The 24,996-nt window shown below is 57.7% G+C and carries 19 protein-coding genes; 7 read left to right on the top strand and 12 right to left on the bottom strand.

Annotated elements, in window-relative coordinates; all coding sequences use genetic code 11:
- The first annotated feature begins 22 nt into the window (after positions 1-22).
- From KBP52_RS28460 to KBP52_RS28435, 6 genes are all read left to right on the top strand, one after another.
- Positions 23-835, top strand: coding sequence for an alpha/beta hydrolase (locus tag KBP52_RS28460; protein ID WP_212621463.1), 813 nt, complete (start codon positions 23-25; stop codon positions 833-835).
- A 245-nt stretch (positions 836-1,080) separates the two neighbouring features.
- Positions 1,081-2,352 carry a cytosine permease gene (codB, locus tag KBP52_RS28455; RefSeq protein ID WP_212621462.1) on the top strand — a complete coding sequence of 424 codons (1,272 nt, stop codon included), beginning with the start codon at positions 1,081-1,083 and terminating at the stop codon, positions 2,350-2,352.
- 15 nt (positions 2,353-2,367) lie between these two features.
- Positions 2,368-3,615, top strand: a complete 1,248-nt coding sequence (codA, locus tag KBP52_RS28450) for a cytosine deaminase (protein ID WP_212621461.1) — start codon at positions 2,368-2,370, stop codon at positions 3,613-3,615.
- Between the two features lie 231 nt (positions 3,616-3,846).
- Positions 3,847-6,327 carry a type VI secretion system tip protein TssI/VgrG gene (tssI, locus tag KBP52_RS28445; protein ID WP_249122224.1) on the top strand — a complete coding sequence of 827 codons (2,481 nt, stop codon included), beginning with the start codon at positions 3,847-3,849 and terminating at the stop codon, positions 6,325-6,327.
- Positions 6,324-9,728 carry a hypothetical protein gene (locus KBP52_RS28440; protein WP_212621460.1) on the top strand — a complete coding sequence of 1,135 codons (3,405 nt, stop codon included), beginning with the start codon at positions 6,324-6,326 and terminating at the stop codon, positions 9,726-9,728. The genes tssI and KBP52_RS28440 overlap by 4 nt, the downstream gene beginning before the upstream one ends.
- Positions 9,728-11,044 (top strand): T6SS immunity protein Tli4 family protein, encoded by a 1,317-nt coding sequence (locus KBP52_RS28435; protein WP_077573768.1) that lies wholly within the window; start codon positions 9,728-9,730, stop codon positions 11,042-11,044. The genes KBP52_RS28440 and KBP52_RS28435 overlap by 1 nt, the downstream gene beginning before the upstream one ends.
- A gap of 15 nt (positions 11,045-11,059) precedes the next feature.
- On the opposite strand, the gene KBP52_RS28430 is transcribed toward KBP52_RS28435, so the two are convergent.
- The gene (locus tag KBP52_RS28430; RefSeq protein WP_212621459.1) at positions 11,060-12,043 is read right to left on the bottom strand and encodes a diaminopimelate epimerase; all 984 of its coding nucleotides are present in this window, start codon (positions 12,041-12,043) and stop codon (positions 11,060-11,062) included.
- A 236-nt stretch (positions 12,044-12,279) separates the two neighbouring features.
- Between KBP52_RS28430 and KBP52_RS28425 the strand changes: the two genes are divergently transcribed.
- Entirely contained in the window at positions 12,280-13,431 is a 1,152-nt protein-coding gene (locus tag KBP52_RS28425) for an MFS transporter (RefSeq protein WP_212621458.1), read from the top strand.
- An 85-nt stretch (positions 13,432-13,516) separates the two neighbouring features.
- Here KBP52_RS28425 and KBP52_RS28420 read toward each other — a convergent pair whose 3' ends face one another.
- The 11 genes from KBP52_RS28420 to KBP52_RS28370 all read right to left on the bottom strand — a co-directional run bounded on the left by KBP52_RS28420 (position 13,517) and on the right by KBP52_RS28370 (position 24,630).
- Positions 13,517-15,943 (bottom strand): TonB-dependent receptor, encoded by a 2,427-nt coding sequence (locus tag KBP52_RS28420; protein ID WP_212621457.1) that lies wholly within the window; start codon positions 15,941-15,943, stop codon positions 13,517-13,519.
- A 98-nt stretch (positions 15,944-16,041) separates the two neighbouring features.
- Entirely contained in the window at positions 16,042-17,025 is a 984-nt protein-coding gene (locus KBP52_RS28415) for a FecR family protein (protein WP_212621456.1), read from the bottom strand.
- A gap of 88 nt (positions 17,026-17,113) precedes the next feature.
- A complete protein-coding gene (locus KBP52_RS28410; RefSeq protein WP_123595113.1) occupies positions 17,114-17,605 on the bottom strand; it encodes a sigma-70 family RNA polymerase sigma factor in 492 nt (163 codons plus the stop codon).
- Between the two features lie 101 nt (positions 17,606-17,706).
- Positions 17,707-18,312, bottom strand: coding sequence for an aminodeoxychorismate/anthranilate synthase component II (locus tag KBP52_RS28405; RefSeq protein WP_212621455.1), 606 nt, complete (start codon positions 18,310-18,312; stop codon positions 17,707-17,709).
- Entirely contained in the window at positions 18,293-19,816 is a 1,524-nt protein-coding gene (locus KBP52_RS28400) for a chorismate-binding protein (RefSeq protein WP_212621454.1), read from the bottom strand. Before KBP52_RS28400 ends, KBP52_RS28405 begins: the two co-directional genes overlap by 20 nt.
- A gap of 141 nt (positions 19,817-19,957) precedes the next feature.
- Complete coding sequence (locus KBP52_RS28395) at positions 19,958-20,569, bottom strand: glutathione S-transferase family protein (RefSeq protein ID WP_137218740.1); 612 nt, start codon at positions 20,567-20,569, stop codon at positions 19,958-19,960.
- A gap of 91 nt (positions 20,570-20,660) precedes the next feature.
- Positions 20,661-21,542: a glutamate racemase gene (murI, locus tag KBP52_RS28390; protein ID WP_212621453.1), complete on the bottom strand. Its 882-nt coding sequence runs from the start codon at positions 21,540-21,542 to the stop codon at positions 20,661-20,663.
- Positions 21,505-22,170, bottom strand: coding sequence for a LysE family translocator (locus KBP52_RS28385; protein ID WP_161986593.1), 666 nt, complete (start codon positions 22,168-22,170; stop codon positions 21,505-21,507). The genes murI and KBP52_RS28385 overlap by 38 nt, the downstream gene beginning before the upstream one ends.
- A 29-nt stretch (positions 22,171-22,199) precedes the next feature.
- Positions 22,200-22,913, bottom strand: coding sequence for a glutamine amidotransferase (locus KBP52_RS28380; RefSeq protein WP_077573779.1), 714 nt, complete (start codon positions 22,911-22,913; stop codon positions 22,200-22,202).
- A 46-nt stretch (positions 22,914-22,959) separates the two neighbouring features.
- Positions 22,960-24,138, bottom strand: a complete 1,179-nt coding sequence (locus KBP52_RS28375; RefSeq protein WP_212621452.1) for a 4-hydroxybenzoate 3-monooxygenase — start codon at positions 24,136-24,138, stop codon at positions 22,960-22,962.
- A gap of 117 nt (positions 24,139-24,255) precedes the next feature.
- The gene (locus KBP52_RS28370; protein WP_116030947.1) at positions 24,256-24,630 is read right to left on the bottom strand and encodes a c-type cytochrome; all 375 of its coding nucleotides are present in this window, start codon (positions 24,628-24,630) and stop codon (positions 24,256-24,258) included.
- Between the last annotated feature and the right edge of the window lie 366 nt (positions 24,631-24,996).

Genomic DNA, 24,996 nt, shown 5'->3' with positions numbered 1-24,996 from the left:
CACCCGCCAAGAGGACAGGCCCATGACGGACTGGCTGCTGGATCAGGTCTTTGACTTCAACGGCCGACAGGTTCGCTACGCCGTGCGCGGCGATGGGCCGCCGCTGGTGTTCGTGCATGGCACGCCGTTTTCGTCGTACGTGTGGCACCGGATTGCACCGCACTTTTTCACGACTCATCGCGTGTATTACTTCGATCTGCTGGGCTACGGGCGCTCCGAGCAGCCCGACTCCGATGTTTCCCTCGGTGTGCAAAATCAACTCTTGGCGCAGTTACTCGACCATTGGAATATTCAAAACCCCGACGTCGTCGCTCACGACTTTGGCGGCGCCACTGTGCTGCGAGCGCATCTGCTCAACGGCAAGGATTATCGCAGCCTGACGCTGATCGATCCGGTGGCGCTGACGCCGTGGGGTTCGCCGTTCGTGCAGCATGTTCGTCAGCATGAAGCGGCCTTCAGCGGCCTGCCCGACTACATCCAGCGCGCCATCGTGCCGACCTATATTCGCGGGGCGATTCACCGGGATATTCCTGACGACGAACTCGCTCCCTATGTACAACCGTGGCTCGGCGATCCGGGGCAAGCGGCGTTCTATCGGCAGATTGCGCAGATGGACGAACGCTACACCCGCGAGGCCGAACCGCTGTACCCGACAATTCGCTGCCCGGTGCAGATTCTCTGGGGCGAAGACGATCAGTGGATTCCCATCGAGCGTGGCCGAGCGTTACATCAAATGATCCCGGGATCACAATTCCAGCCGATTGCCAACGCCGGCCATCTCGTCCAGGAAGACGCCCCCGAAGCCATCGTCGCCGCCCTGCTGCGCTTCCTCTGAGCCAACACCCTCCCCCTGTGGGAGCGAGCCTGCTCGCGAAAGCGCAATATCAGCCACTGCAGATGTCGCCTGACACACCGCCTTCGCGAGCAGGCTCGCTCCCACATTGGGCTTGAGTGCATTCAGGTGCACCGCTTTCGCGCCAATCCGCGCGACTCGTCTATACATAACCCGCGCCAACCGGCATTTGGCACGACCACTGCAACCCTCCCCCGCGTCTCCTCTCTTCCAGCAAGGACCGCCCCATGACGCAGAACGATCCCGGCAACGATTACCCCCTCAGCGAAGTCCCCATGCACGCGCGCAAAGGCCTCGCCTCCACGGCCATGGTGTTACTGGGCTTCACGTTTTTCACCGCGACCATGTTTGCCGGCGGCAAGCTCGGCGTGGCGTTCAGTTTTGGCGAGATGATGGCGGTGATCATCGTCGGCAATCTGCTGCTGGGTCTGTATGCGGCGGGCCTGGGCTACATCGCTTTCAAGAGCGGCCTCAACTCGGTACTGATGGGGCGTTTCTGTTTCGGCGAAGTCGGCAGCAAGCTCAGCGACCTGATCCTTGGTTTCACCCAGATCGGCTGGTACGCCTGGGGCACGGCGACGGCTGCGGTGGTGCTCGGTAAATATTTCGATCTCGATGAAGGCACGGTGCTCGGGCTGATGGTGTTGTTCGGCCTGATGTTCTGTGCCACGGCGTACGTCGGTTATCGCGGACTGGAGATTCTGTCGTACATCGCGGTGCCGGCGATGATGTTGCTGCTGATGCTGTCGATGTGGGTGGCGACGGTGAAAGTCGGTGGGTTCGAAGGCTTGCTCAGCGTGGTACCGAGCGGTTCGTTGGACTGGTCGACCGCGATCACACTGGTGTTCGGTACCTTCGTCAGTGGCGCCACTCAGGCGACCAACTGGACACGTTTTTCACGTTCGGCGCGGGTCGCGGTACTGGCCAGCCTGATCGGATTTTTCATCGGCAATGGCCTGATGGTATTGATCGGCGCGTACGGCGCCATCGTCTATCAGCAACCGGACGTGGTTGAAGTGCTGCTGTTGCAAGGTTTCGCCATGGCCGCGATGGCCATGCTGTTGCTGAACATCTGGAGCACCCAGGACAACACCATCTACAACTTCGCCGTCGCTGGTTGCAACCTGCTGCGCACCGACCGACGCAAAACCGTGACCCTCGCCGGCGCAGTGATCGGCACCCTGCTCGCCTTGCTCGGTATGTACGACATGCTGGTGCCGTACCTGATTCTGCTCGGCACGGTGATTCCGCCGATCGGCGGAGTGATCATGGCCGACTTTTTCTACCGCTGGCGCGGGCACTATCCGCGTCTGGCCGACGCACGGTTGCCGGCGTTCAACTGGCCGGGACTCGGGGCCTATGCGGTCGGCACCGTCGCCGCGTTCAACTCGCCGTGGGTTGCGCCGCTGGTAGGGATCGCCGCTGCCGCGCTAACGTATGTCATCGTTACCGGCGTGCTCGGCGCTCGCAGCGCGACCGCGCCACTACAAGACCTATAAAAAAGGATTCGCCTGATGCACATCATCAACGCCCGTTTGCGCAACCAGGAAGGTTTGCACGAATTGCACCTTGAAGACGGCCTGATCCGCAGCATCGCCCGCCAGACCGAAGCGCCGAGCCTCGGTCCGGATGACCTCGACGCCGGCGGCAATCTGGTGGTGCCGCCCTTCGTCGAGCCGCACATTCACCTCGACGCCACCCTTACCGCCGGCGAGCCGCGCTGGAACATGAGCGGCACGCTGTTCGAAGGCATCGAGTGCTGGGGCGAGCGCAAGGTCACCATCACCGAAGAAGACACCAAGACCCGCGCGAAAAAAACCATTCAAACGCTGGCCGCCCACGGCATCCAGCACGTGCGCACCCACGTCGACGTTACCGACCCGCAACTCACCGCACTGAAAGCCATGCTCGAAGTGCGCGAGGAAAGCCGCCACCTCATCGACCTGCAAATCGTCGCGTTCCCACAGGAAGGCATCGAGTCGTTCCGCAATGGCCGCGAGCTGATGGAAGAGTCGATCCGCATGGGCGCGGACGTGGTCGGCGGGATTCCGCATTTCGAGTACACCCGCGATCAGGGTGTCAGCTCGGTGAAGTTCCTGATGGACCTGGCCGAGCGCACCGGTTGCCTGGTCGACGTGCATTGCGATGAGACCGACGACCCGCATTCGCGCTTCCTCGAAGTGCTCGCCGAAGAAGCGCGCAGTCGCGACATGGGTGCCCTCGTCACCGCCAGTCACACCACGGCGATGGGCTCCTACGACAACGCCTACTGCGCGAAACTGTTCCGTCTGCTCGGGCATTCCGGGATCAGTTTTGTCTCCTGCCCGACCGAAAGCATTCACCTGCAAGGACGCTTCGACAACTTCCCGAAACGCCGTGGCGTCACCCGCGTGAATGAGCTGCTCGAAGCCGGGATGAACGTGTGTTTCGGCCAGGACTCGATCGTCGATCCGTGGTATCCGCTGGGCAACGGCAACATCCTCCGGGTACTCGAAGCCGGACTGCACATCTGCCACATGCTCGGTTACCGCAACCTGCAAAGTGCGCTGGATCTGGTCACCGACAACAGCGCTAAAGCCATGCATTTGGGCGAGCGATATGGCCTGGAACAGGGGCGTCCGGCGAATCTGCTGATTCTGTCGGCGGACAGCGATTACGAGGTGATCCGCAGTCAGGGCTTGCCTTTGTATTCGATTCGCGGTGGCAAGGTGTTGATGAAGCGGCAGATGCCGGTGGTGGAATTTGCCCCGCAACTGATCTGAACGGACTTACAGAATAAGCCCGAAAACCACGTCTTTTCGGGCTTAACTGATGGCACTTCGCCAAGAAACATTCTGAATCACTTCCTTTTTACCCTTATACACCGGGGACCTCCTCCCATGTGCGCAACTTTTTGCGCAACTTTTTCCCGTTAACATCCAGCTCCTGTCTGCGTTCTCCAGACCGATGCAAAACGCCCGTGGATGACCGGCGTAAATCTCAAGGAGCCTGAGATGTTCAACCCCGCTAACGAAACCCACTTCAGCCTCAAAGTGGAAGACTACGTCGGCGACCTGCAAGTGCTGTCGTTCACTGGCACCGAAGGCATCAGCCAGCCGTTTCGTTTCGACCTCGAACTGGTCAGCGAAAACCCTGATCTGGACCTCGAACAGCTGCTGCACAAGCAAGCTTTTCTGGCGTTCGACCCACAGGGCTCCGGCATCCACGGCCAGATCTACCGCGTTGCCCAAGGCGATGCCGGCAAGCGCCTGACCCGCTACAAAGTGTCGATGGTGCCGCAACTGCAATACCTGCATCACCGCACCAACCAGCGCATCTACCAGCAGATGTCGGCGCCGAAAATCATCGCGCTGATCCTCGAAGAACACGGCATCAAGGGCAACGCGTATAGCTTCCAGCTCAGTCAGCCATGCCCGGATCGCGACTATTGCGTGCAGTACGACGAGACCGACCTGCACTTCGTCCAGCGCCTGTGCGAAGAGGAAGGTATTCACTACCACTTCCAGCACAGCGAAAAGGCCCACCTGCTGGTGTTTGGCGACGACCAGACCGTGTTCCCCGACCTCGGCCAGCCAACTGCCTACGTGCAGGGCAGCGGCATGGTCGCCGAAGAGCCGGTGATCAAAGGCTTCAAACTGCGCCTGGAAACCCGCACCAGCCGCACCACACGCCGCGACTACGACTTCGAAAAACCGCGCCTGCAAATGGAAGCGGCTTATAAGCCCGATGGCGAGAGCACCGAGCCGGACCTCGAAGACTACGACTACCCCGGCCGCTTCATAGACCGCGCCCGCGGCAAGTTCCTCAGCCAGCGCGCCCTCGAACGCCACCGCGCCGACTACCGTCAGGCCGAAGGTCGCGGCGACCAGACCAAACTGGTCAGCGGCCACTTCATGGAAATGTCCGACCACCCGCGCAGCGAGTGGAACGACCTGTGGCTGCTCACCGAAATCGTCCACGAAGGCAAACAGCCGCAAGTCCTCGAAGAAGGCGTGACCAGCGACACCACCGACAACAAGGACGACTTCCACCAGGGCTACCGCAACACCTTCCTCGCCACCCCGTGGGACGTGTTCTACCGCCCGGCCCTCGAACACCCGAAACCACGCGTACTCGGCAGCCAGACCGCCATGGTCACCGGCCCCAAAGGCGAAGAAATCCACTGCGACCAGTACGGCCGCATCAAAGTGCAATTCCACTGGGACCGCGAAGGCCTCGCCGACGACAAAACCAGCTGCTGGCTGCGCGTCTCCAGCTCCTGGGCCGGCGACCGCTACGGCGCCATCTCCATCCCGCGCATCGGCATGGAAGTCCTCGTCACCTTCCTTGAAGGTGACCCCGACCAGCCCCTCGTCACCGGCTGCCTGTACCACAAGGAAAACCCGGTGCCGTATGCACTGCCGGCGAACAAGACCCGCAGCGTGTTCAAAACGCTTAGCTCACCGGGTGGCGGTGGGTACAACGAACTGCGCATCGAAGACAAAAAAGGCGCGGAGCAGATCTACATCCACGCCCAGCGCGATTGGGATGAAAACGTCGAGCATGACCAGAAGATTCGGGTCGGCAATGAACGTCACGACACGGTAGTTAAGAACACCTACACAGAGCTGAAGGCTGAAGAACACCGCACCACGATTTCCGACCGCAAGGTTGAGGTCAAAGCCAACGATCACCTGACCGTCGGCCAGAACCAGCACGTCAAACTCGGCACCGCCCAACTGACCAGCGCTGGCCAGGAAATCCATCTCAGGGCTGGCGATAAAATGGTGATTGAGGCCGGTACGGAGCTGACAATCAAGGCCGGTGGCAGCTTCATCAAACTCGATGGCGGCGGCATCACGGTGATCGGCCCAGTGGTGAAAATCAATGCCGGGGGTGCGGCTGGAAGTGGTTCGGGGATTGCGATACTGACACCCACCCTGCCGATTCCTGTGGATAAGGACAAGGCAGGCCACCTGATGGATCGCGCTCAGGGCAATGCGCAATCACCCGTCGCACCTGTCGAACAGAAAAACCTTCGTTTCGATATTCGTCTAGCGGACAGGCCAGGCGAGGGATCCTTCGCGCTGGCCAATACTGCGTGGCGAATCATCAAAATGAGTGAGCCCACCTGGAAGAAACTGGGCCGTGTACCCGAAAGTGATGTCATTGCCAAAGGCGAAACCGATGACGACGGCAGGGTCATTCTTTCCGAGGAGGCGCAGAAAAAACTCTCCCTCGAATACTCGCAGAATCCGGAACTGTTCTGGTTGGTTTACCCAGGCCAGTGTGTCGCCCTGAAAGCGCATACCGACACGGGGTGGTCAGAGGTTCAGCGTGAAATGCTGGCATTGGCCAGCATGGACTTCAGCAGCGAGCCCCACGCGAATCCAGATCATGCGCAAGCCAGCACCGACAAGCGCAGTGCCCTGGAGAACCTGACCATGGCTGACGGCATCGCACTGTTCGACAAGTTAAAGGAATTCAAGGCATGAGCCATTTGAACGGCATTCAGTCCAAACAACTGAACCAGCTGAACTCGAAAGACGGAGAAGCCTTCACTGCCACTTCTGCACCAGGTTGGTTCATCAAGGGTAACTCAACGTATGGCGAAGCCTTTTCACCAGAGCGCCCGGGCAACCTGGTCAAATTTTTCACTACCGGTAGCGATTACTTCAAAGACGTCGCCAGTGCGATTAAAAACGCCAAAAAGTCGATTTTCATTTCCGGTTGGCAAATCAACTACGAAGTCCGCCTTGAGGGTGACACCCGTCTTTGGGACTGCCTGAATCACGCTCTGCGAAAAAAAGGTGAGACGCCGGATATCTACCTCATGCCGTGGTTGTCCCCCAAGGCTGCCGTCGATACTGGCGACCTGGAAACCATGGTGGCTGCATTTATTCTGAACGCAGGTCTCAAGAAGAAAAAAGTCTGGTGTCTGCCAGCGATCCAGCAAAGTGATATGGGTAGTCTCGGGCTGTTCTTTTCTCACCATCAGAAAATGGTAGTGATCGACAACGAAGTTGCTTACGTCGGCGGAATCGACCTCGCCTATGGCCGTCGTGATGACAACAACTTTCGGCTTGCCGCCGATGGAAGAACTGCGAACGAGTTTTACAACCCTTGCATCCCTGCGCTCAAGGAAATCGATCCACACCAACAATACCCCTACATGACGACCGTCGAGTTGATCAGCGCAGCGTTGCTGGAAGGCGATGTGCTGAGCAAAGCCCAGCGCAAGCTGGCCTGGGCCATGGACAACAAAATGTTCAACGTACTCCGTCAGGCAAAAAAAGAGGTGGGTGAGTGGTTCTCGGACAAGGGCAAGGATGGCATGCGCTTGCTTGGCGCAGGCGCTGCGTACTCCACCGGAAGCGTCCTTTATATTGCCGAGTTTGTTAAAAGACAGATGACCGGTGACAACCTGGAAGCCTGGAAAAACACCCTGCGTCAATGGAAGGTCTCACTGGACGGCGCGGTTAACACTATCGATCAAGAAGCTCAGACTCTGAAAAAAACCGACAGTACCCTGACTGAATTGCGTCAGGAGGCAAAATCCATAAGTCTGGCGATCGGTGTGTGGCTGGAAAAACCGCAAGAAGCTTCAGCCATTCAGCAACGAGTCGAAGACTGGTTGGTACGCGCGCAACAGAAAGTTCCGATGCTGACGTCCATGACTCAATCGGGCCGCGCCAGACTGCAAAATCAGGTCGGCCAGCTCAAGAGTGAAGTCCAGATGTGGGTGCAAAGAGTCACTCCGCAGTTGGATCAACTGCAACAGGACCTGTCGACTTGGGCCACGCAAATCATAAAGTCTGGAGGGCAGCTCACGGACAAGTTGTTGAACGAGGGCAGCGAACTGACCAGTCTATGGATCCAGCAGACTGGACTGGGGGCTTTTTACGCCTGGATCAACAACACACCTTCTCCGATTCTTACTGCCAAAGCCCTGCAGGAACTTGAGCAGATCGCCACGCCATTCATCCTCTATCTGCATTCGGTACTTGATCGTTTGAGTGAGACTCAAAAGGACGAGCCCTATTCGTACCTGGCCGATCCAGCGACTCGCCTGCTGCCGCGTGGTGGGATGATGCTCGACGACAAAACGCAGCCGCGAATGCCTTGGCATGACGTCCACATGCGCCTGGAGGGCAGCTCTGTTTATGACTTGTCGCGCAACTTTATTGACCGATGGAACAGTTTGCAGGCTCGCTTTGATGGCAAGGTGCAAAAAATGCCAAGCGCGCTGATCGGTCTGCTGAAATTTGCGACGAAAAACCTCGAGCCTGTCCCTTTCAAGGCTCACTATCTTGCGCAACCCGAACGTGTCGCGCCCACGGGCGAAATGAACGTACAGGTTCTTCGCAGCGCCCCGATGCGCATGCGCAACGAAGAGCGACAAGGCGCTGCCAAGGCAGGGCATAACCTGACGTCTGCTGCCCCCAACGGCGTGCAAGCCAACTGCTTGCAGGCGATGCTTCAGGCTATCTCTGGCGCGCAGCACTTCATCTACATTGAAAACCAGTTTTTCCAGAGTGAATACGGTGCAGACAGTGCTGAAACTGCTGCTGTCACTGCGGGACCCATGCAAAGCCTGATGAAGATTGAAGGCCTTCCCGGCTACGAGATATACAAGGACAGGCTGCGGTTGGGGAATCTACAAGACAATCCCAAAAGCCTGGCCAATGTGGATTACTTCGAACTTGCCAGAATGATTCGCAACAAAGAGGCGGAGACGTTCACACAGGGAGTGATGCAGGTACTGAGCAACCAGTCCACCGTCGAAATACTCAAAGGCATGCAAACACCCCAAAATGCGATCAAGAACCCTCTCTGCGAGGCGCTCGCTGAGCGTATCGAACGGGCAATCGAAATGGGCGAGAACTTTCACGTTTACATGGTGCTTCCCGTTCATCCAGAAGGTCCATTGAATGCCCTGAACCTGATGACTCAAGTGCACTTGACCATGCAAAGTCTCTCTCTGGGAGAGCAGAGTCTGATCAAGCGTATCCAACGAGCGATGGCCATAAAAGCTCAAATGGACAGGGGCAAAACAGAGACTCAAGCCATAGAGTCCATCAAGTTTTTCAAAGACCGCACCGAAACGAAGAGAGTGTTTGAAGACGAAGACTGGAGCCGCTACCTGACCCTTTTGAATTTGCGCTCCTGGGAGGAAATCAATCAGCAACCGGTCACAGAACAGATCTACATTCACAGCAAATTGCTGATCGCTGATGATCGGATCGCCATTCTTGGCAGCGCCAACATAAATGATCGTAGTCAGATGGGAGATCGAGACTCGGAATTGGCTGTTGTCGTGGCTGGATCAACCTCACTTCCCACTTCGATCAATGGCCGCATGCAATATCCGGTATGCCCTCAAGTCAAACAATTGCGCACAGATTTATGGCGAAAAATTTTTGCCTTGAATGCACAACCACGAAAAAACTCGGTACAACCCGCCAGTGATCTGGAGAAAGTCATCGCAACCCCCGCAGCGGCCGCGACATGGCAAGCGATCCAGCGTCAGGCCTTCAGCAATGCAGAGGCCTATGAGCAGGCTTTTCGCCACGTCCCTCGCAACGACGCATCCATCTGGCCACTGTGGGGACAGGTATCGGTCGCACCGCCCTCTTCTAGCGCCGCGGTCAAAGGTGCAAGCAACGCCATGCCCTTTGAAAAAGAATTCTGGCTCAGCACCATGGCCGGCAAGCACCCGACCACAGTATGTGGATTCATCACCGCACTTCCGATCCATTGGACGAAATACGAAAACAATAACTCAGGGTTCAACCTTACGATCCTGGCGAAAATCGAACCCACGCGTGACAGAGCTGCAACATCTCAGCACTATGCCGTTTTAGCGCAAGACACTCAGAGCAAGGAAAGAACCTGATGCGCCATCTCCCCCTGATGCTGGCACTTTTGACGCCAGCTGAGGCTTGGGCAAATGCAGCCCCTGCAGATAACCCGAAATGGCGTACCGAGTGCCTCGGCCGGACGCTGTTCGATGTACCGGGAGACATTGAATGGCACGTCGCCGGCGGGCACTGGAACTATCCGGACTTTGGAATCTATTCGCCTAATATTGACCCCAGCGAAAAGCAACTGAGCTATGGCGACAGCCCTTTCCGGAAAAATGGCTATCTCTTCGATATCGAGGTCAGTCCACCGACAACACTGGCGGTTTTTCAGCAGTTGAAAGATCGCCACGGCCCTGACATGGAAGGCGCGCAAACACGCGCCATAGAAAAAAAAATAGACGCCATCAAACAAGCGCTGACATGGGAGCTGGAGCAGAGTAACCCAGAACAATTCAACGCCTTGAAAGCTGAACGGTATGCATTGGAAGACAAACGCGTACGCTTGAGCAAACTCTATTCAGAGACCGTCCTGCTCAGAGGCACCATCGCAGCGTTTACCGAAAGTGGGCGGCCCACCGAGAAACTCCAGTCAGAGCTTGAAACTTATCAAAAAGAGCTCGCCACCTATCCGTCTGATGCCCAATTTGAGCAAGAGCGTTATGTGGACTGGGACATAGCCGATGCACAGATTTCCTGGGCCCCCGGAAAACTGGTCGCATTGCTTTGGCGTGGCGACCACGTCTACCGTTTCACCGTCACTGACAGTACGCCAGGTAACCAAACTGACCAAGCGCTGGAAACACTGAAACCCAAAGTCCAGACAGTACTGGCAAATTTCCGCCCGCGAGCCCCATTCGAAATACCGCAAGAGCCGGGGTTTTGCTTGCCTTTCGGCTTTATTGCCGACAATGGCCGCGAGAATTACGCTGTTACGCTGGCATGGCATCCCACCAAAAATCCGCGCCTTCTTTACAGCCTGAACTTGAGCAATGAAAGTGATAAAGCGCTGAAGCTTTTACCCTTGTTAACCTCCACAATGTTTGCCAATCCGTTCGCGAACGCCGTTGAACGCAACAGGTTTGGCCCTGAACCTGCCAAAATCGGCGCTATTGACGGTGTTATTGGCGGTGCCCGCTATAGAGGTATTGATCCGGATAACGGCGAAAGAGAAACCGCGGAACGCTTCACTCTTACTGCCGGGCATACAAACTCCGAGAGCAGTCCTGCGCTGGTGCTGAAAGTCGAAAGCTTCGCGAATCATCAACCTTTGGGTTTTGAACAGGTAAAAACGCTGCTGATGCATACGCTGCAAAGCGTGCGCCCTCTTCCCGAGTCCACCCAGAAATAACCCCGTGCACGGCGTTCAGTGCGCCATCCGTCGCGCGGTGCCAAACAATCTGACGCCGCGCAATTGCCCGTGTTCTGCGTCAAGCAGGATCGGTGCTGTGCCGCCGGGCATCATCACCTGCACTTCACCGGCCGCCACCCAACCCACACGCCAGGCCGCGCAGGCCACCGCACTCGCGCTGGTGCCGGATGAGGCCGTCGGCCCTTCGCCGCGCTCGAACACCCGGGCGAGGATTTTCTGTGGTGATTCCAGCACTGCCCATTGCAGATTGACGCCTGCCGGGCATGGATCTCCGGCGCCGACGGGTGTGGCGTAGGCAATTTGGGTCAGGCCTTCGTTCAGTGGCGATTCACGCATCTGTTCATTGCTTGGCAACGCCGCTGCATCACCGAGCAGCGTGACGCAATGCGGATTGCCAATGCGCACGAATTGGCTGTGCGCCCAGTCGGGATCAAGTTGTGCCAAGGGCTGGACGTGGCTCACGTCCCGAGCATTGAACTCGATGTCTTGCACAGTCTGCGCAGCGACCGCACCCGGCCCGAAATCCGGTTGACCGAGATCAAGCCAGTAACCTTGAACACCTTCGACTTCAGCCGGTTTCACCGAGGTTTCTACCGCGTCACCCTTGTCATGATGCACGCGCAACAACGCGCCCTCCTCCGGCATCAAGCCTTGTTCGGTCAGCGCCTGCGAGAAAATCGTCAGGCCATTGCCACTGCGCTCGGCGAGCGTACCGTCGGTGTTGACGATCAATACGTCGAACGGTGCCGACGTCTGGAACGGGCCGATCAGCAGGCCGTCGCTGCGGTGGGATTTGCTGTTCGCCGGGCGTTGGCCTGCGGGCCAGTCGCAGCAGAGTTTGATTGCCGCTGCGCTCCAGGACTGACGCGACGATATGCATGCGGACGCGCGGGCAGGTAAATCAACGCCCGCCCTGCGCAATGCCTGGGGCGAAATCACACCATAGATATTGCCGCGCGCATCGTAGAATTGCGTCATCAACCTTAGTCCCTGCTACCGAAGAATCCCACTGTAAACCGAATCCCCTGTAGGAGTGAGCCTGCTCGCGATAGCGGTGTGTCAGACAAAAAATATCGACTGACAGTACGCTATCGCGAGCAGGCTCACTCCTACAGGGTAGGATGTTGCCTGTACTTCCCCGAATGGCCGGCGATCGAACCTCATCGCTGAATCACTGTCCTTCGGGGACGCGATGTTTTTTGCCAAGGATCGATATGACCAGCCTCAACCCTCAAGACAGCTTCGTCCCCGGACGCCTGCAACAGATGTCTACGCGCATCGCCTTTTTCATCGCCGGGCTCGGCATTGCCGCGTGGGCGCCCTTGGTGCCGTACGCCAAAGCGCGCGCCGGACTCGATGAAGGCACGTTGGGTTTGCTGTTGTTGTGCTTGGGGGTCGGTTCGATTCTGGCGATGCCGCTGGCGGGGATTCTGGCCACACGCTTCGGTTGTCGGCGTGTCGCTACCGGCGGCACCTTGTTGATCTGCGCGGCGCTGCCGTTACTGGCGACGGTGTCGTCGATACCGGCGCTGATCGCCACGCTGTTCATGTTTGGCGCCGGCCTCGGCACGGTGGATTCGACGGTGAACCTGCAAGCCGTGATCGTCGAGCGCGCCAGCGGCAAGAACATGATGTCGGGCTTTCACGGCTTGTTCAGTCTCGGCGGGATTGTCGGCGCGGCGGGTGTCAGTGCCTTGCTCGGCCTGGGTTTGACGCCACTGGCCGCCATGCTGGTGGTGGTCGTCGTGCTGATCGCGGCATTGTTCAAATGTGTTCCGCACATGCTGCCCTACGGCAGTGAAAGCTCGGGGCCTGCGTTCGCAGTACCGCACGGCATCGTGCTGTTTATCGGCGGGATGTGCTTCATCGTCTTTCTCACCGAAGGCGCGGCACTGGACTGGAGCGCAGTGTTTCTGGCACAGGAACGCGGGATCGACACGGCGTACGCGGGGTTGGGTTATGCGGCGTTTGCCCTGACCATGACGGCCGGACGTTTGATGGGTGACCGGATTGTGCGGATCGTCGGTGCAACGCGGATCATTCTGTTTGGTGGTCTGTTGGCAGCGGCCGGTTTGTTTCTGGCGACATTTGCACCGAGCTGGGAAGCGGCGCTGGTCGGTTATGCGCTGGTCGGCGCTGGCTGCTCGAACATCGTGCCGGTGCTGTACACGGCGGTGGGCAAGCAGACGGTGATGCCGGAGAGCATCGCGGTGCCGGCGATTACCACGCTCGGTTATGCCGGGATTCTGGCCGGGCCGGCGGTGATCGGCTTTGTCGCCCATGCCAGCAGTTTGAGTTTTGCCTTTGGTTTGATGGCGGTGCTGTTGGTTGCAGTAGCCATCGGCGGCAAAGTCCTTAAAGTCTAAAAGCTTCGCGAGCAGGCTCGCTCCCACAGGATCTCAGTGATCCATGTGGGAGCGAGCCTGCTCGCGAAGAAGCTGATGCGGTCTATCAGAACCCTACACTGGCCTGCACAAAGAACGTGCGTGGAGCGCCAACGTACATCCCCGAGTTGTTGTCGCTGGAGCGGGTGAAGTACTGCTTGTCGAAGACGTTTTTCACCCCGGCGCCCAGTTTCAAATTCGACACCTGCGGCCCGAAGTCATAACCGCCGCGCACGTTCCAGGTCACGTAACCCGGGATGTCGCCGTATTGCCCGTCCGCCGTGCCGTCAGTGATGTAGTTGCCGTTGAAGCTGCCGTCGGCATTCACACCGGTGCCCGGCGAGCGCTGTTTCGACTGAGCGAAACCGTCGATGTTGTAAGTCCAGCGGTTGATGTCGTAACGCAAACCGACGGTCGCCACCTGACGCGAATAGAACGGCAAATCACGACCCTTGAAGCCCGGTATCTCACCTTCGTACGTGGCGCGGGTGTAGGTGAAACCCGCGTTGGCGGTCAAGCCATCGAGACGCGGATCCAGCGCCGCCATGTCGTAATGCACCGACGCTTCGATGCCTTGGTGCTTGGTCGCGCCGAGGTTGGTCCAGCCGACGTCGTTGCTGATGTATTGCAACTCGTCGTCAAAGTCGATGTAGAACAGCGTCACTTCACCGCCCCACACGTCATCGTTGTAGCGTGTGCCGATCTCGTAGGTCTTGGCCTTTTCCGGCTCCAGACCGTTGGCAGTCTGGTCACCCGAACCGCCCTGGCCGAGCTGGAAATACTGCAGGCTGCCGAACGAGGTTTCGTAGTTGGCGAACAGTTTCCAGGCGTCCGACAGGTGATACATCACGCTCAGCGCTGGCAGCGGTTCATTGCTCTCGATGCTGCGGTTTTTCGCCTGCACCGGTTTGCCGGCCGTGTCGAGCACCGCGCGGTCATGCCAGTCGGTGCTGATGTGTTCGAAGCGAATGCCCGGAGTAATGGTCCAGTTGCCGACGTCGATCTTGTTGTCGATGTACACCGAGTTGGCCTCGGTGCCGCCGGTGCGGTCCTGGAATATATGGCCATCGGAGGTCGGTGTGAGCACCGGCTGGTTGTTGACCAGCGCCACACGGCTCGACGACTCGTGCATCGCCTCTTTCAGGTAGCGATAACCGACGCTGACTTCCTGGGTGGTCGGGCCGACATCGAATACCCGCGACACCCGTGGTTCGATGCCCAGCGTGTAATACGAGCGCGGGTATGAACTGAGGGTTTTCTGGTCGCGGGCGGCGATGGTGCTGCCACGGAAGCTGTCGGTGTAATACGTCAGAATTTCCGCTTGGGTACGCTCATCGATCTGGCGGATCCACTTGAACGACACGTCCTTGCGCCGCCCGGTGAACTGGTCGTAGTCACGCACCGAGTCATACGGTTTGTCATCGTATTGTTTCTGCGTCAGGCCGCCGGGCATGTCGGCCGTGGCGTCGTAGTAGTGGAAGTTGAGGCTAAAGTCGTCCTGCTCGGTCGGCGCCCAGTGAGTCTTGAGCAACACGTCGTCGATGTCGTTGCCGTTGTTGCGCTCGCGGTAACCGTTACCGTTGACGCCGGAATACAGCAACGCCACGCCCATGCCGTTATCGGCAGTGCCGCCGAGGAACGCGGTGTCGATGTGTTTCCAGCCACCGTACTGAGTGGTTTTCAGGGTGGTGCCGATTTCACCGGTGGCTTTTTCCGGAATCGCCCGGGTAACGAAGTTGATCACCCCGCCGACGTTCTGCGGCCCGTAACGCACGGAACCGGCGCCACGCACGACGTCGATGCTGTCGAGGTTGCCCGAGGAAATCGGCGCCATCGACAGTTGTGGCTGGCCATACGGGGCGAACGCCGCCGGCACGCCATCGATCAGCACGGTGGAGCGCGGCGACAGGCGCGAGGTCAGACCGCGCACGCCGACATTGAGGGAAATATCGCTGCCGCCGGTGCCGTTGGAATCCTGCACCTGCACGCCCGGCACACGCTTGAGCACGTCACTGACGTTCATCGCGCCCTGCTCGACCATCGCTTCGCGGCGGATCACCGTGCGCGCGCCCGGATGGTTCTGCACCACCGCAGCGTTGGCGTCACCGAGCCAGTCACCGACCACTTTGATGTCGGTGACGCCCAATTCCAGCGGGCCGTTGCTGGCGGCGGAAGTCGCGGCGGGCGACAGGGTCACCGAACCTTCGTTGATCTGATAATCCAGACCGCTGCCCTGCAGCAATTGGCGTAACGCCTGCTCCGGCGAGATATCACCATCGACTGCCGGGGCCTGTTTACCGGCGACCAGGTCGGGGCTGAAAAACACTTGCAGCGACGTCTGCTGACCCAGCTCGCTCAGGGCCTGGCCCAGCGCCTGCGCACGGATATGAATGGCTTCGCCAGCGAATGCCAGTGGCATCGCCGCGTTAACCGCCAGCGCAAGGGCCAGCGGTAACCAAGGGGATTTTTTGTTGTTGGCTGTGGTGTTTTTCACGTCGTACGTAGTCCTGTGGATCGCAAGAGTGTGCGGCTGTTAATGCAAACCAGTTGCAGTTGAACAGGAAGACGATGAACTCGAAAAAAACCTGAATTTTATTTTGAAATTATTTCCTTACTGCCATCCGCGAGCGTGCGCACGGCCACCGGCAGGATGCTCGGCAAGGCTTTGAGCAAAGCGTCGGTGTTGTCGGATTTGAACACGCTGGTCAGGCGCAGGCTGGCCACGGCGGGGTTGCCAACGGTCAGCGGTTTGTGGCGATAACGCGACACTTCGGCGGCGACTTCGCTGAGGCTGGCGTTGTTGAACACCAGTTTGCCGCCACGCCACGCCGTCAGTTCCGCCGCGTTGACCGCGTAGGCCGCGGCGACTTTGCCTTGCGCATCGACATAGGTGCCGAGGCCCGCGGTCAGGCTGATGAACTGATTATCCGGCGCATCGCGTCCCTGCACGTTGACTGTGCCCTGCTCCACCGCCACGCGGGTCTGCGCGACATCGCGGCGCACATCGAAACGCGTGCCGGTGACTGTGACTTTGCCGCTGCCCGCCTCGACCACGAACGGTCGCGCGGCATCGTGCGCGACGCTGAACATCGCCTCGCCTTCGCTCAACTCGATGACTCGGCGATCCTTTTCATAGCGCACCTGCAAGCGACTGCGGCTGTTCAGATCGATCACCGAACCGTCCGGCAGCGCCACATGTTTGCGCTCGCCCAACGCTGTGGCGAACTCGGCGCGGTAGCCGCCCGGATGATTCAAACCACTGAACAAACCCAGCCCGAGCGCCACCGCCAGCACACTCGCGGCCACGGCATAACGCAACAACGGACGGCGTTCACGGCGGGTTGGCGGCGTTTCAGCAAGCGCTTTGAGGCGTGGCGCTGGCAGCAAATCAGCCGCCGTCCACAGCCCCTGCAGCAACTGGAACTCATCACGGTGCTGCGGATGTTGATTCAGCCAAGTGTCGAAGCGCTGCTGCTCGTCGGCACTGACGGCCGGCTCCTGCAAACGCACAAACCAGCAAGCCGCGTCATCGCGCACCGTTGTTTGCCCGCACGCGCAATCACGCGTATCCATCATGGAATGTCCTGTTTGGCCGGGAATATAAAGACACACAGCCCTCTGTAGGAGCTGCCGAAGGCTGCGATCTTTTCGCCATGAAGCACATTCACGATTGCAGCCCGTCGAGGCGATCACGCAGATGCCGCAGGGTGCGGATCATATACTTTTCGACCATGTTCTTGGACAGCCCCAGACGTTCGGCGATTTCGGCCTGGGTCAGGCCTTCGATCTTCTGCCAGACGAAAATCTTCCGGCAATTGACCGGCAGCTCGCTGAGCGCCCGCTCGATCGAGTCGGCCAGCTGGATCGCCTGCATGTAATGCTCCGGGTCGCCGGACGACGACTCACTGTGATCGATTGCCTCCGACTCCATGGCGCCGCGCCGATCCTCACGCCGATAGCCGTCGACCGCAATATTGCGCGCGGTCTGATGCAAATACGCCCGTGGCTGCTGCACCGCTGCCGAATCGGACTCAAGCACCCGCACAAAGGTGTCGTGCGCCAGATCTTCGGCCTGCGAGCGATTGCGCAGGCGACGAGTCCAGGTGCCGATCAACTCTTCGTAATGCTCGAAAAAGCCGGGTCTGCGGGGACGCATGGGGGGTTGGCGACGTGCTGAGGAAAGGGGCGTGAATAGTAATGGTTACTATTAAGGCGAAGCAATGGATTCCTCAAACCGACCGTCCGGGCAGCAAGCGCTCAGGGCGCGCCCATGGTCAGACGGCCTCGCTCAACCAGTTGCAGGTAATTGGCCAACATCGCCAGACCTTGCGGCGTCATCAATGACTCGGGGTGAAACTGCACGCCATGGATCGGCCATTCGCGGTGCCGCAGCGCCATGATCTCACCCGGCATGCCGTCGTCATCCAGCACGTGCGCAGTAGCCAGCAATTCGTCGGGCAAGACACCGGCCACCAACGAGTGATACCGCGCGACTTGCAAGTTGTCAGGCAAGCCGTCGAACAGGTCACGACTGTCGTGACTGATAGGGGAAACCTTGCCATGCAGCACCTGCCGCGCCCTGCGCACCTCACCGCCGAAAGCAGCAGTGATGCATTGATGACCCAGACAGATGCCCAATATCGGCAAACGGCCTGCGAAACGATGGATGGCCGCAAGGGAAATGCCCGCTTCAGTTGGCGAGCACGGCCCAGGGGAGACAATCAAGGACTCTGGCGCCAGCGCCTCGATGTCGGCCAAGGTCACTTCGTCATTGCGACGCACCTCAACCTCAGCCCCGAGCATGCCCAGGTACTGCACGATGTTGTAGGTAAAGGAGTCGTAGTTATCGATCATTAAGTGCATACGGCAACTCCTGACGTTGGGCGATCGATTGACAGCGGCCGGCGGCAACCCGCAGCAACTGGCTTTTCTCCAGCGTTTCCTGCCACTCGCGATCGGCTACCGAATCCTGCACCACGCCGGCGCCGGCCTGGATGTAGAGTCGAGCGTCTTGCAGCAACCCGGTTCGAATGGCGATCGCCAGATCGGCGCGGCCGCGCCAGTCCAGATAACCGATCGCGCCGCCATACACCCCGCGAGAATGCGGTTCCAGTTCGGCAATGATTTCCAGTGCACGCACCTTCGACGCGCCACTCAGCGTGCCTGCGGGGAAAATGCTTTTGAGCAGATCCAGCCCGGTGACGTGGTCAGTTACGTCGCCGGTCACGGTTGAGACGATGTGCATGACATGGGAGAAATATTCCACATTGAGCAACTGCGTCACCTGCACACTGCCCACGCGGGCCAACCGGCCGAGGTCATTGCGCGACAGATCGACGAGCATCATATGCTCGGCAATTTCCTTCGGATCAGCGAGCAGTTCATCCCTGAGTCGATGGTCTTCGACCACCCCACTGCCCCGCCGGCGTGTACCTGCCATTGGCCGGGTGGTCACCGTTTGCTGATCCTGCCGAAACAACATTTCCGGAGAGGCGCCGACCACCTGGCAGTCGCCCAGATTCAACAAGTAGCGGTAGGGTGTGTGGCCCAGATCAGCCAGGGACCGGTACAGCGCGACAGCGTCCTCCTCGAAAGGCAGGCTCATGCGCTGGGATAAAACCACCTGCATCACATCGCCCGCCGCGATGTAGTCCTTGATCCGTGCCACGGCCTCCACGAACGCAGGCTGCGGGAACGCCGACTCGGCGGCCGGTGTTGTCACCTCAAACACGTGTCCGCCGGGTGCAGGCGGTACGAGCAGTGGACGCAGATGTGCGACGAGTCGATTGAGCCGGTCCTGGCCACCTTGATAATCGCCCAGCGCCTTCGGGCGTTCATGCACGATGCAATAAGCCAGGTGCGCGCGGTGGTCCAGCACGACCAGATCCATGCTGATCAATTGCAATACATCAGGCAGCTGAAAACCTGAGGGCTTGCGCGGCACTCGGCGCAGACGCGGTTCGATCAGCCGAGTCGTTTCGAAACCGAAATAGCCAAAGAACCCACCACTGAAAGAAGGCAGACCCGGGCATTGCGGGATACGAAAGTCCTGCTGCAACTTGCCCAGTTCTGCCAACGGATCAGCGCATTCAATCGTCGCCGAAATCTGCCCGTCGCGGTACACGCGCAAGACGCCCTCATCGAGTTCGACGCGTTGACTGCAAGGCAAGCCAATCACCGAGTACGCCTGCTCGAACACACCCTCGTGCCAGTGCCCGGTTTCGAACAGATAGTCTTGCCCGCAGTTGGCTAAAACCTGGTATAGCGCAATGGCTTCGACCCCTGTCGGCAACGGCAGGCTCTGCCAAAGCGGCACGTGGGTATACCCCGCTTCGCCGTAGGCAAAAAAATCTTCTAGGCTCAACATCCTTGTGTCTCCGGTTGATCACGCAGTAACCGATCGGCCAAGAGCGACAAAGCCTTGCGATCAGATTTGCCATTGCGATTGAGAGGGATTCTGTACGGTGCGGTGATACGGCCTGCCCCGACACCGGGGCAGGCACAGGGCTTATTTCAGCGGCGTAGCAACAAACTCCGGCAGTCGCTCGACCTGGTCAGCGTACGCGGCAAGCGCGGTATAACGTTGGACTTCGACCAGGTGGGACACCCTGAACTGGGTGAAGCGCCAGGCAGCGGCCACGGTGACATCGGCCTGAGACAGCTGTGCCGTTGCAAGCCAGGGATTGGCGCTGGCTGCAGCCTTTTCCAGAAGCGCCAGTGCGGCATGCAATTGCTCGGTGACGCGCGTTTGCCAAGGCTCATAGTGATACGCGACCGGTTTGTTGTACTCATATTCAAGCTGAACCGCTTTTTCGCAAACCGCGAGACCAAGGCCAATCAGTGAAAGTACCTTTTGATGCTCCGCCGAATCTTTCGGCATCAGACTGCGGTCCGGTGCGACCCGCGACTCCAGATAATCAAGGATCATCGATGAATCCATGATCATTTCGCCGTTTTCGCAAATCAGCGTCGGCGCCTTGACCACCGAATTGATGGTTCGAAACTCATCCGTATCGCGGAACACCGAGATCTGCCGATGCTCATGTTCCAGCCCCATCAGCCGCATCGAAACGGCCACGCGCCGAACATAGGGTGAGCCCATCATGCCAACCAGTTTCATCGCTTTCTCCTGAAGTATTGATTATCCGTTTTATCTAACCTTCCACTCCGTGTGCCACGGGGGGACAAAGAGCGAAACTTGCTGCGATCAGCTACACATCAATGCTTGAAAACGCCACCCTCGCCCCGTAGAACAAAGAAGCCCGTTGTGAAACTGTTTCAATGTCGCCGGTCGTCAAGAACGTGTTGCCGCCCGCTCTTGCACTGGAAAAACGAGGATTGCTTTTCAGGTACTCAACCAGGCTCTCAGCGGCGGCGTTGGACTGGGAAATCAGCCGCATGGAATCCGGCAGTTCGCTGCGCCATAGATGTTCAACAATCGGATAATGCGTACAGCCCAGTATGCAAACGTCCGGAACGTGTGGAGCAGCGTTCAGGAGCGCATTGATATGTTTACGAAGCTCCGTTCGCAGTACGTCCTCAGGCGCACCTTGCTCAATGAGCAACGCCAGGCCCTGACAGGCTTGTTGGTACACCTTTATAGCGGGGCGTCGATTGTTGATTTGCAGCGCAAAGATATTTGACTGAACCGTGTGCTGAGTCGCGAAAACCGCGACGCTCTGTTCCGGATAATCACCATCAGCCTTGGCGATCTGTTCGGCAACAGGTGCAACAACGCCGATCACTCTGCGATCGGGATAAATCTCAGGAAGCCATGTCCGCTGCAATTTTTCCAGGCTGATGGCTACCGCCGTGTTACAGGCGATGACCACCAATGAGCAGCCATACTTGAAAAGGCGCGTAATGGCGGCCTGGGTCAGATCATGGATATCGCCGGCGGCATCATTGCCATAGGGTGCGTTTCCATGATCGCCCAAATAGACGAACTGCTCATTGGGCAAAACCGACTCAAACGCGCGCATCACCGTTAAGCCACCGCTGCCGAAATCAAATACGCCAATCAATCTGAATCCCTCCTTGAATGCTCGTAAGTTTTCAGATGGTGGTCGCAATGGCCGCAGCGACGCCGACATATAAAACACCTGTCACCACACTCATTTGGCGTTTTGTACGAAGAATCTTCGCCGCATGCCCCGCCATCAGCATATACAGGGCATATACCGAGGTAGAGATGAATATCGCCGTCGCCACCAATGCAATGCACTGCGGGATATAGGGCAAGCCCTTATCGATGAACGTCGGGAACAAGATGATGTTGGTCAAAATACCCTTGGGATTTGTAAATGAAACAATCATGGCCCCGGTAAACATTTGCAGAGGGGTACGCTTGCGCGAAGTTGCAACTGCAACCTGGGAGTGCGAACGCAACGCTTTAAAAGCGAGGTAGAGCAAATAGACAACACCCAGCCATTTCAGCCAGAACAAAATACCGGGGTTATCTCTTACCAATATCCCCAGACCGGATAGAACTATAACGGCGTGCCCGCCACTGGCCAGGCCGAAACCAATGGCACCCGGAAATGATTCCTTGAAACCGTGATCCAGGGCTTGTGCCATGGAAAAGGCAACATTCGGCCCAGGCAGTATCGCGGCCGAAAGAAATACCACGCAAAACAATATCCAAAGTTGAAAGTCCATACTGCGCAATCCCCGCACACGTAGCGAATCCAGGATAATTAATTCATCACTGATGTTATTCATCCGGGTTTTGATACTCGGACACTCAGTTATCAAGCAGGCGAGCCGATCCATTTGGGAAGAAACGCTTTGATCCAGGTCGCCACCGCGGAGTCATGTTGATGCCAACCCGCAGTATGTTCGGCTGCAGGCTTGGTACCCGGTGCTTTGAGGCGTTCAGTGCCCAGCGTCGACCAACGATCGATCGTCTCGTAAGTCACTTCCGGGTGAAACTGCAGAGCGTAGGCGTTAGTTGCATATCGATAGGCTTGAACCGGAAAGGTCGAGCCTGCGGCAAGTTGCGTGGCGCCTGTCGGCAAATCGAAGCCTTCGCTGTGCCATTGATAAACATGGTCGGGAAAAGGTGCACAGGCGTCAGCCGTTATCTCGTGAGCAGCAGCCAGCGGTGTTATCGGGTAATAACCGGCCTCGGTTGTGCCGCTATCCAGTCGGTAGACGCGTGACCCCAAGTGTCGAGTCAGCATTTGCCCGCCCAGACAAAGCCCCAGCAACGGCTTGCCTTCCTTCAATGGCTTGGCTAACCAGTCGATCTCGTCGCGAATATACGTGTCGTTGTCATTGGCGCTCATCGGGCCGCCGTAAATGGCCACGCCGGCGTGCTCTGCCATGCACTGCGGAAGCGGATCACCGAATCGCGGCCGGCGGACATCCAGCTCAAATCCCATTTGACTCAGGAGGACACCTACCCGGCCAGGCGTAGAGTGTTCCTGATGCAAAATAATCAGGACCTTGCGTGTTTGATCCATTGCACAACTCCCTGTGTTCAGTTGATCAACTTGATCCCGGGTTGATTTAAATCGATGCGGCGAAGGGAGGATTGCCGACCCACAGTTCGGCGAAATTCTGCGCCGCCGGGCCAGACCCGAGAATGCGATCAAGTTCCGCGATCTGAAGTCGTCTGTGGAATTGAGCGTTGTCGTCGTAACGATGCAGCAACATCGCCATCGAATGGGAAAATTGCACATCCCGCCACACCTGCTTCAAGGCAATGTCGGAATACGACAGCAAGAGATCATCCTTGTCGTTGGCATAAAAATGCTCAAAGGCGCGAGCAAGAATGTTGGCATCGGAGACGGCCAGGTTCAGCCCCTTGGCTGCAGAAGGCGGCACGATGTGCGCGGCATCGCCCGCGAGGAACAACCTGCCCTTCTGCATCTTTTCAGCAACAAAACTTCTCAGCTGCACAATACTTTTTTCGATGATTGCCCCGCCGTTGACTTTCTCCGGCCGTCCTTCAATCCGTGATTGCAAAAGCTCCCAGATGCGCGTGGCAGACCACTCATTGGGATCTTCGTCCGGAGCACACTGCAGATAAATTCTTGAAACTTTCGGGGAGCGCATGGTGAACAATGCCAACCCGGTGTCATGACTGGAAAAGATCACATCCGGTGAAATGGGTGACATTTCGGCGAGAACCGCCAGCCAGGCAAAGGGATAGGTGTGCGAAAAACAGGTCAGCGCGTCAGCGATGTGTGGGCGGCAAATGCCGTGAAAGCCGTCGCAGCCGACAACAAAGTCGCACTCAAGCGTCTGTTGTCTGCCGTCATGCCTGAAGGAAACGGCAGGCGCGTTTCCATCGGTATTGTGAACCTGAACATCGGCAGCATCGAACAGCAGCGGCGACTCGCTTTTTAAACGGGCTGCTACCAGGTCCTTGATAATTTCCTGTTGTCCGTAAATGGTCACCGTGCGTCCGGTGAGCGCCTGGAAATCCAGCTCGCGTGTCGCTCCGTCATAATGAAACTGCAGCGCAGAATGCACCATTCCTTCAGAAGCAATCCTCGAACCGACACCACTTTCAGTGAGAATCTGCACCGTAGCGGGGGTTATCTGGCCGGCGCGACTGCGGCCTTCTACGTATGCTTTTGATCGACTCTCAACAACGACGTTGCTGATATTCATAAGCGTAAGAAGCTGCCCCAACATCAATCCGGCCGGGCCTGCTCCAACGATTGCAACCTTTGTCCGCATGGGTTTGTCCCTCTGAGTTATAAGGTCTGAAGCGAAAAGCTTTTCACTGAATAACGCGTTTGCAAACACCTTGAAGCGGCTCTTGGATTAACGTGTCCATCGCTCACTTCAAGATGGTCATTTCTTTGAAATCAATCCACTCATGTACTGATTCAAATCGCGCAGATCATTAATAGTCCAGGCATGTGGCGGGATCTTCACAGCATTCTCTCGCAAGGTTTTTGGAATCAGACTTCCACTTGGACGAAGTATGATCGACGAAACAATAACGCCCGGATAATCATTGAGGCGTTTCTTGAAAGCGGCAGTGGTCAGATCAGGTGTTGGGGGGGTGCTTTTTCTGGCCAGTGGCCCTGTACCCTTGATATCGGCTCCGTGGCATACGGCACATCGTTGTGAATAAAGGTTCTTGCCGTTGCCCATATCCGCAAAGGCAAGTGACGTTTGAATCAGTGTTAATACAGCTAATAAAGGAATTAATGTCTTTTTCATTTTGACTCTGGCCTTGCTGAACACATCAGCTCTTGATTTGCCGCTATTCCCCGCAAAGTCTCCAATCACCAGCATCAATTCAAAGACAAAACAAACCACACACAACTACGCACACAACCAAGGGTTGTGTCGCAGGTACTTTTTTATCGAGCAGTGGTAAACGGCAGAGAAACTATCTCGCAACCTGGACGTAATAAAACCTGTCACGGGAACGCCGTCGAGGAAAAATAAAAAATGCGCGGAGTGCCTTGGGGGAAAAGGCAAGCGGAGGTGAGTACGTATTTACAACGGAGGTATGAAACATGCCAATCCCTGTGCGCTTATAATTTTTATTGCCACGAGTACATCCTTACTCGTGGCCGGTAA

Source organism: Pseudomonas sp. SCA2728.1_7 (genome assembly GCF_018138145.1).
GTDB lineage: Bacteria > Pseudomonadota > Gammaproteobacteria > Pseudomonadales > Pseudomonadaceae > Aquipseudomonas > Aquipseudomonas koreensis_A.
This window is presented reverse-complemented; position numbering and strand designations above follow the sequence as displayed.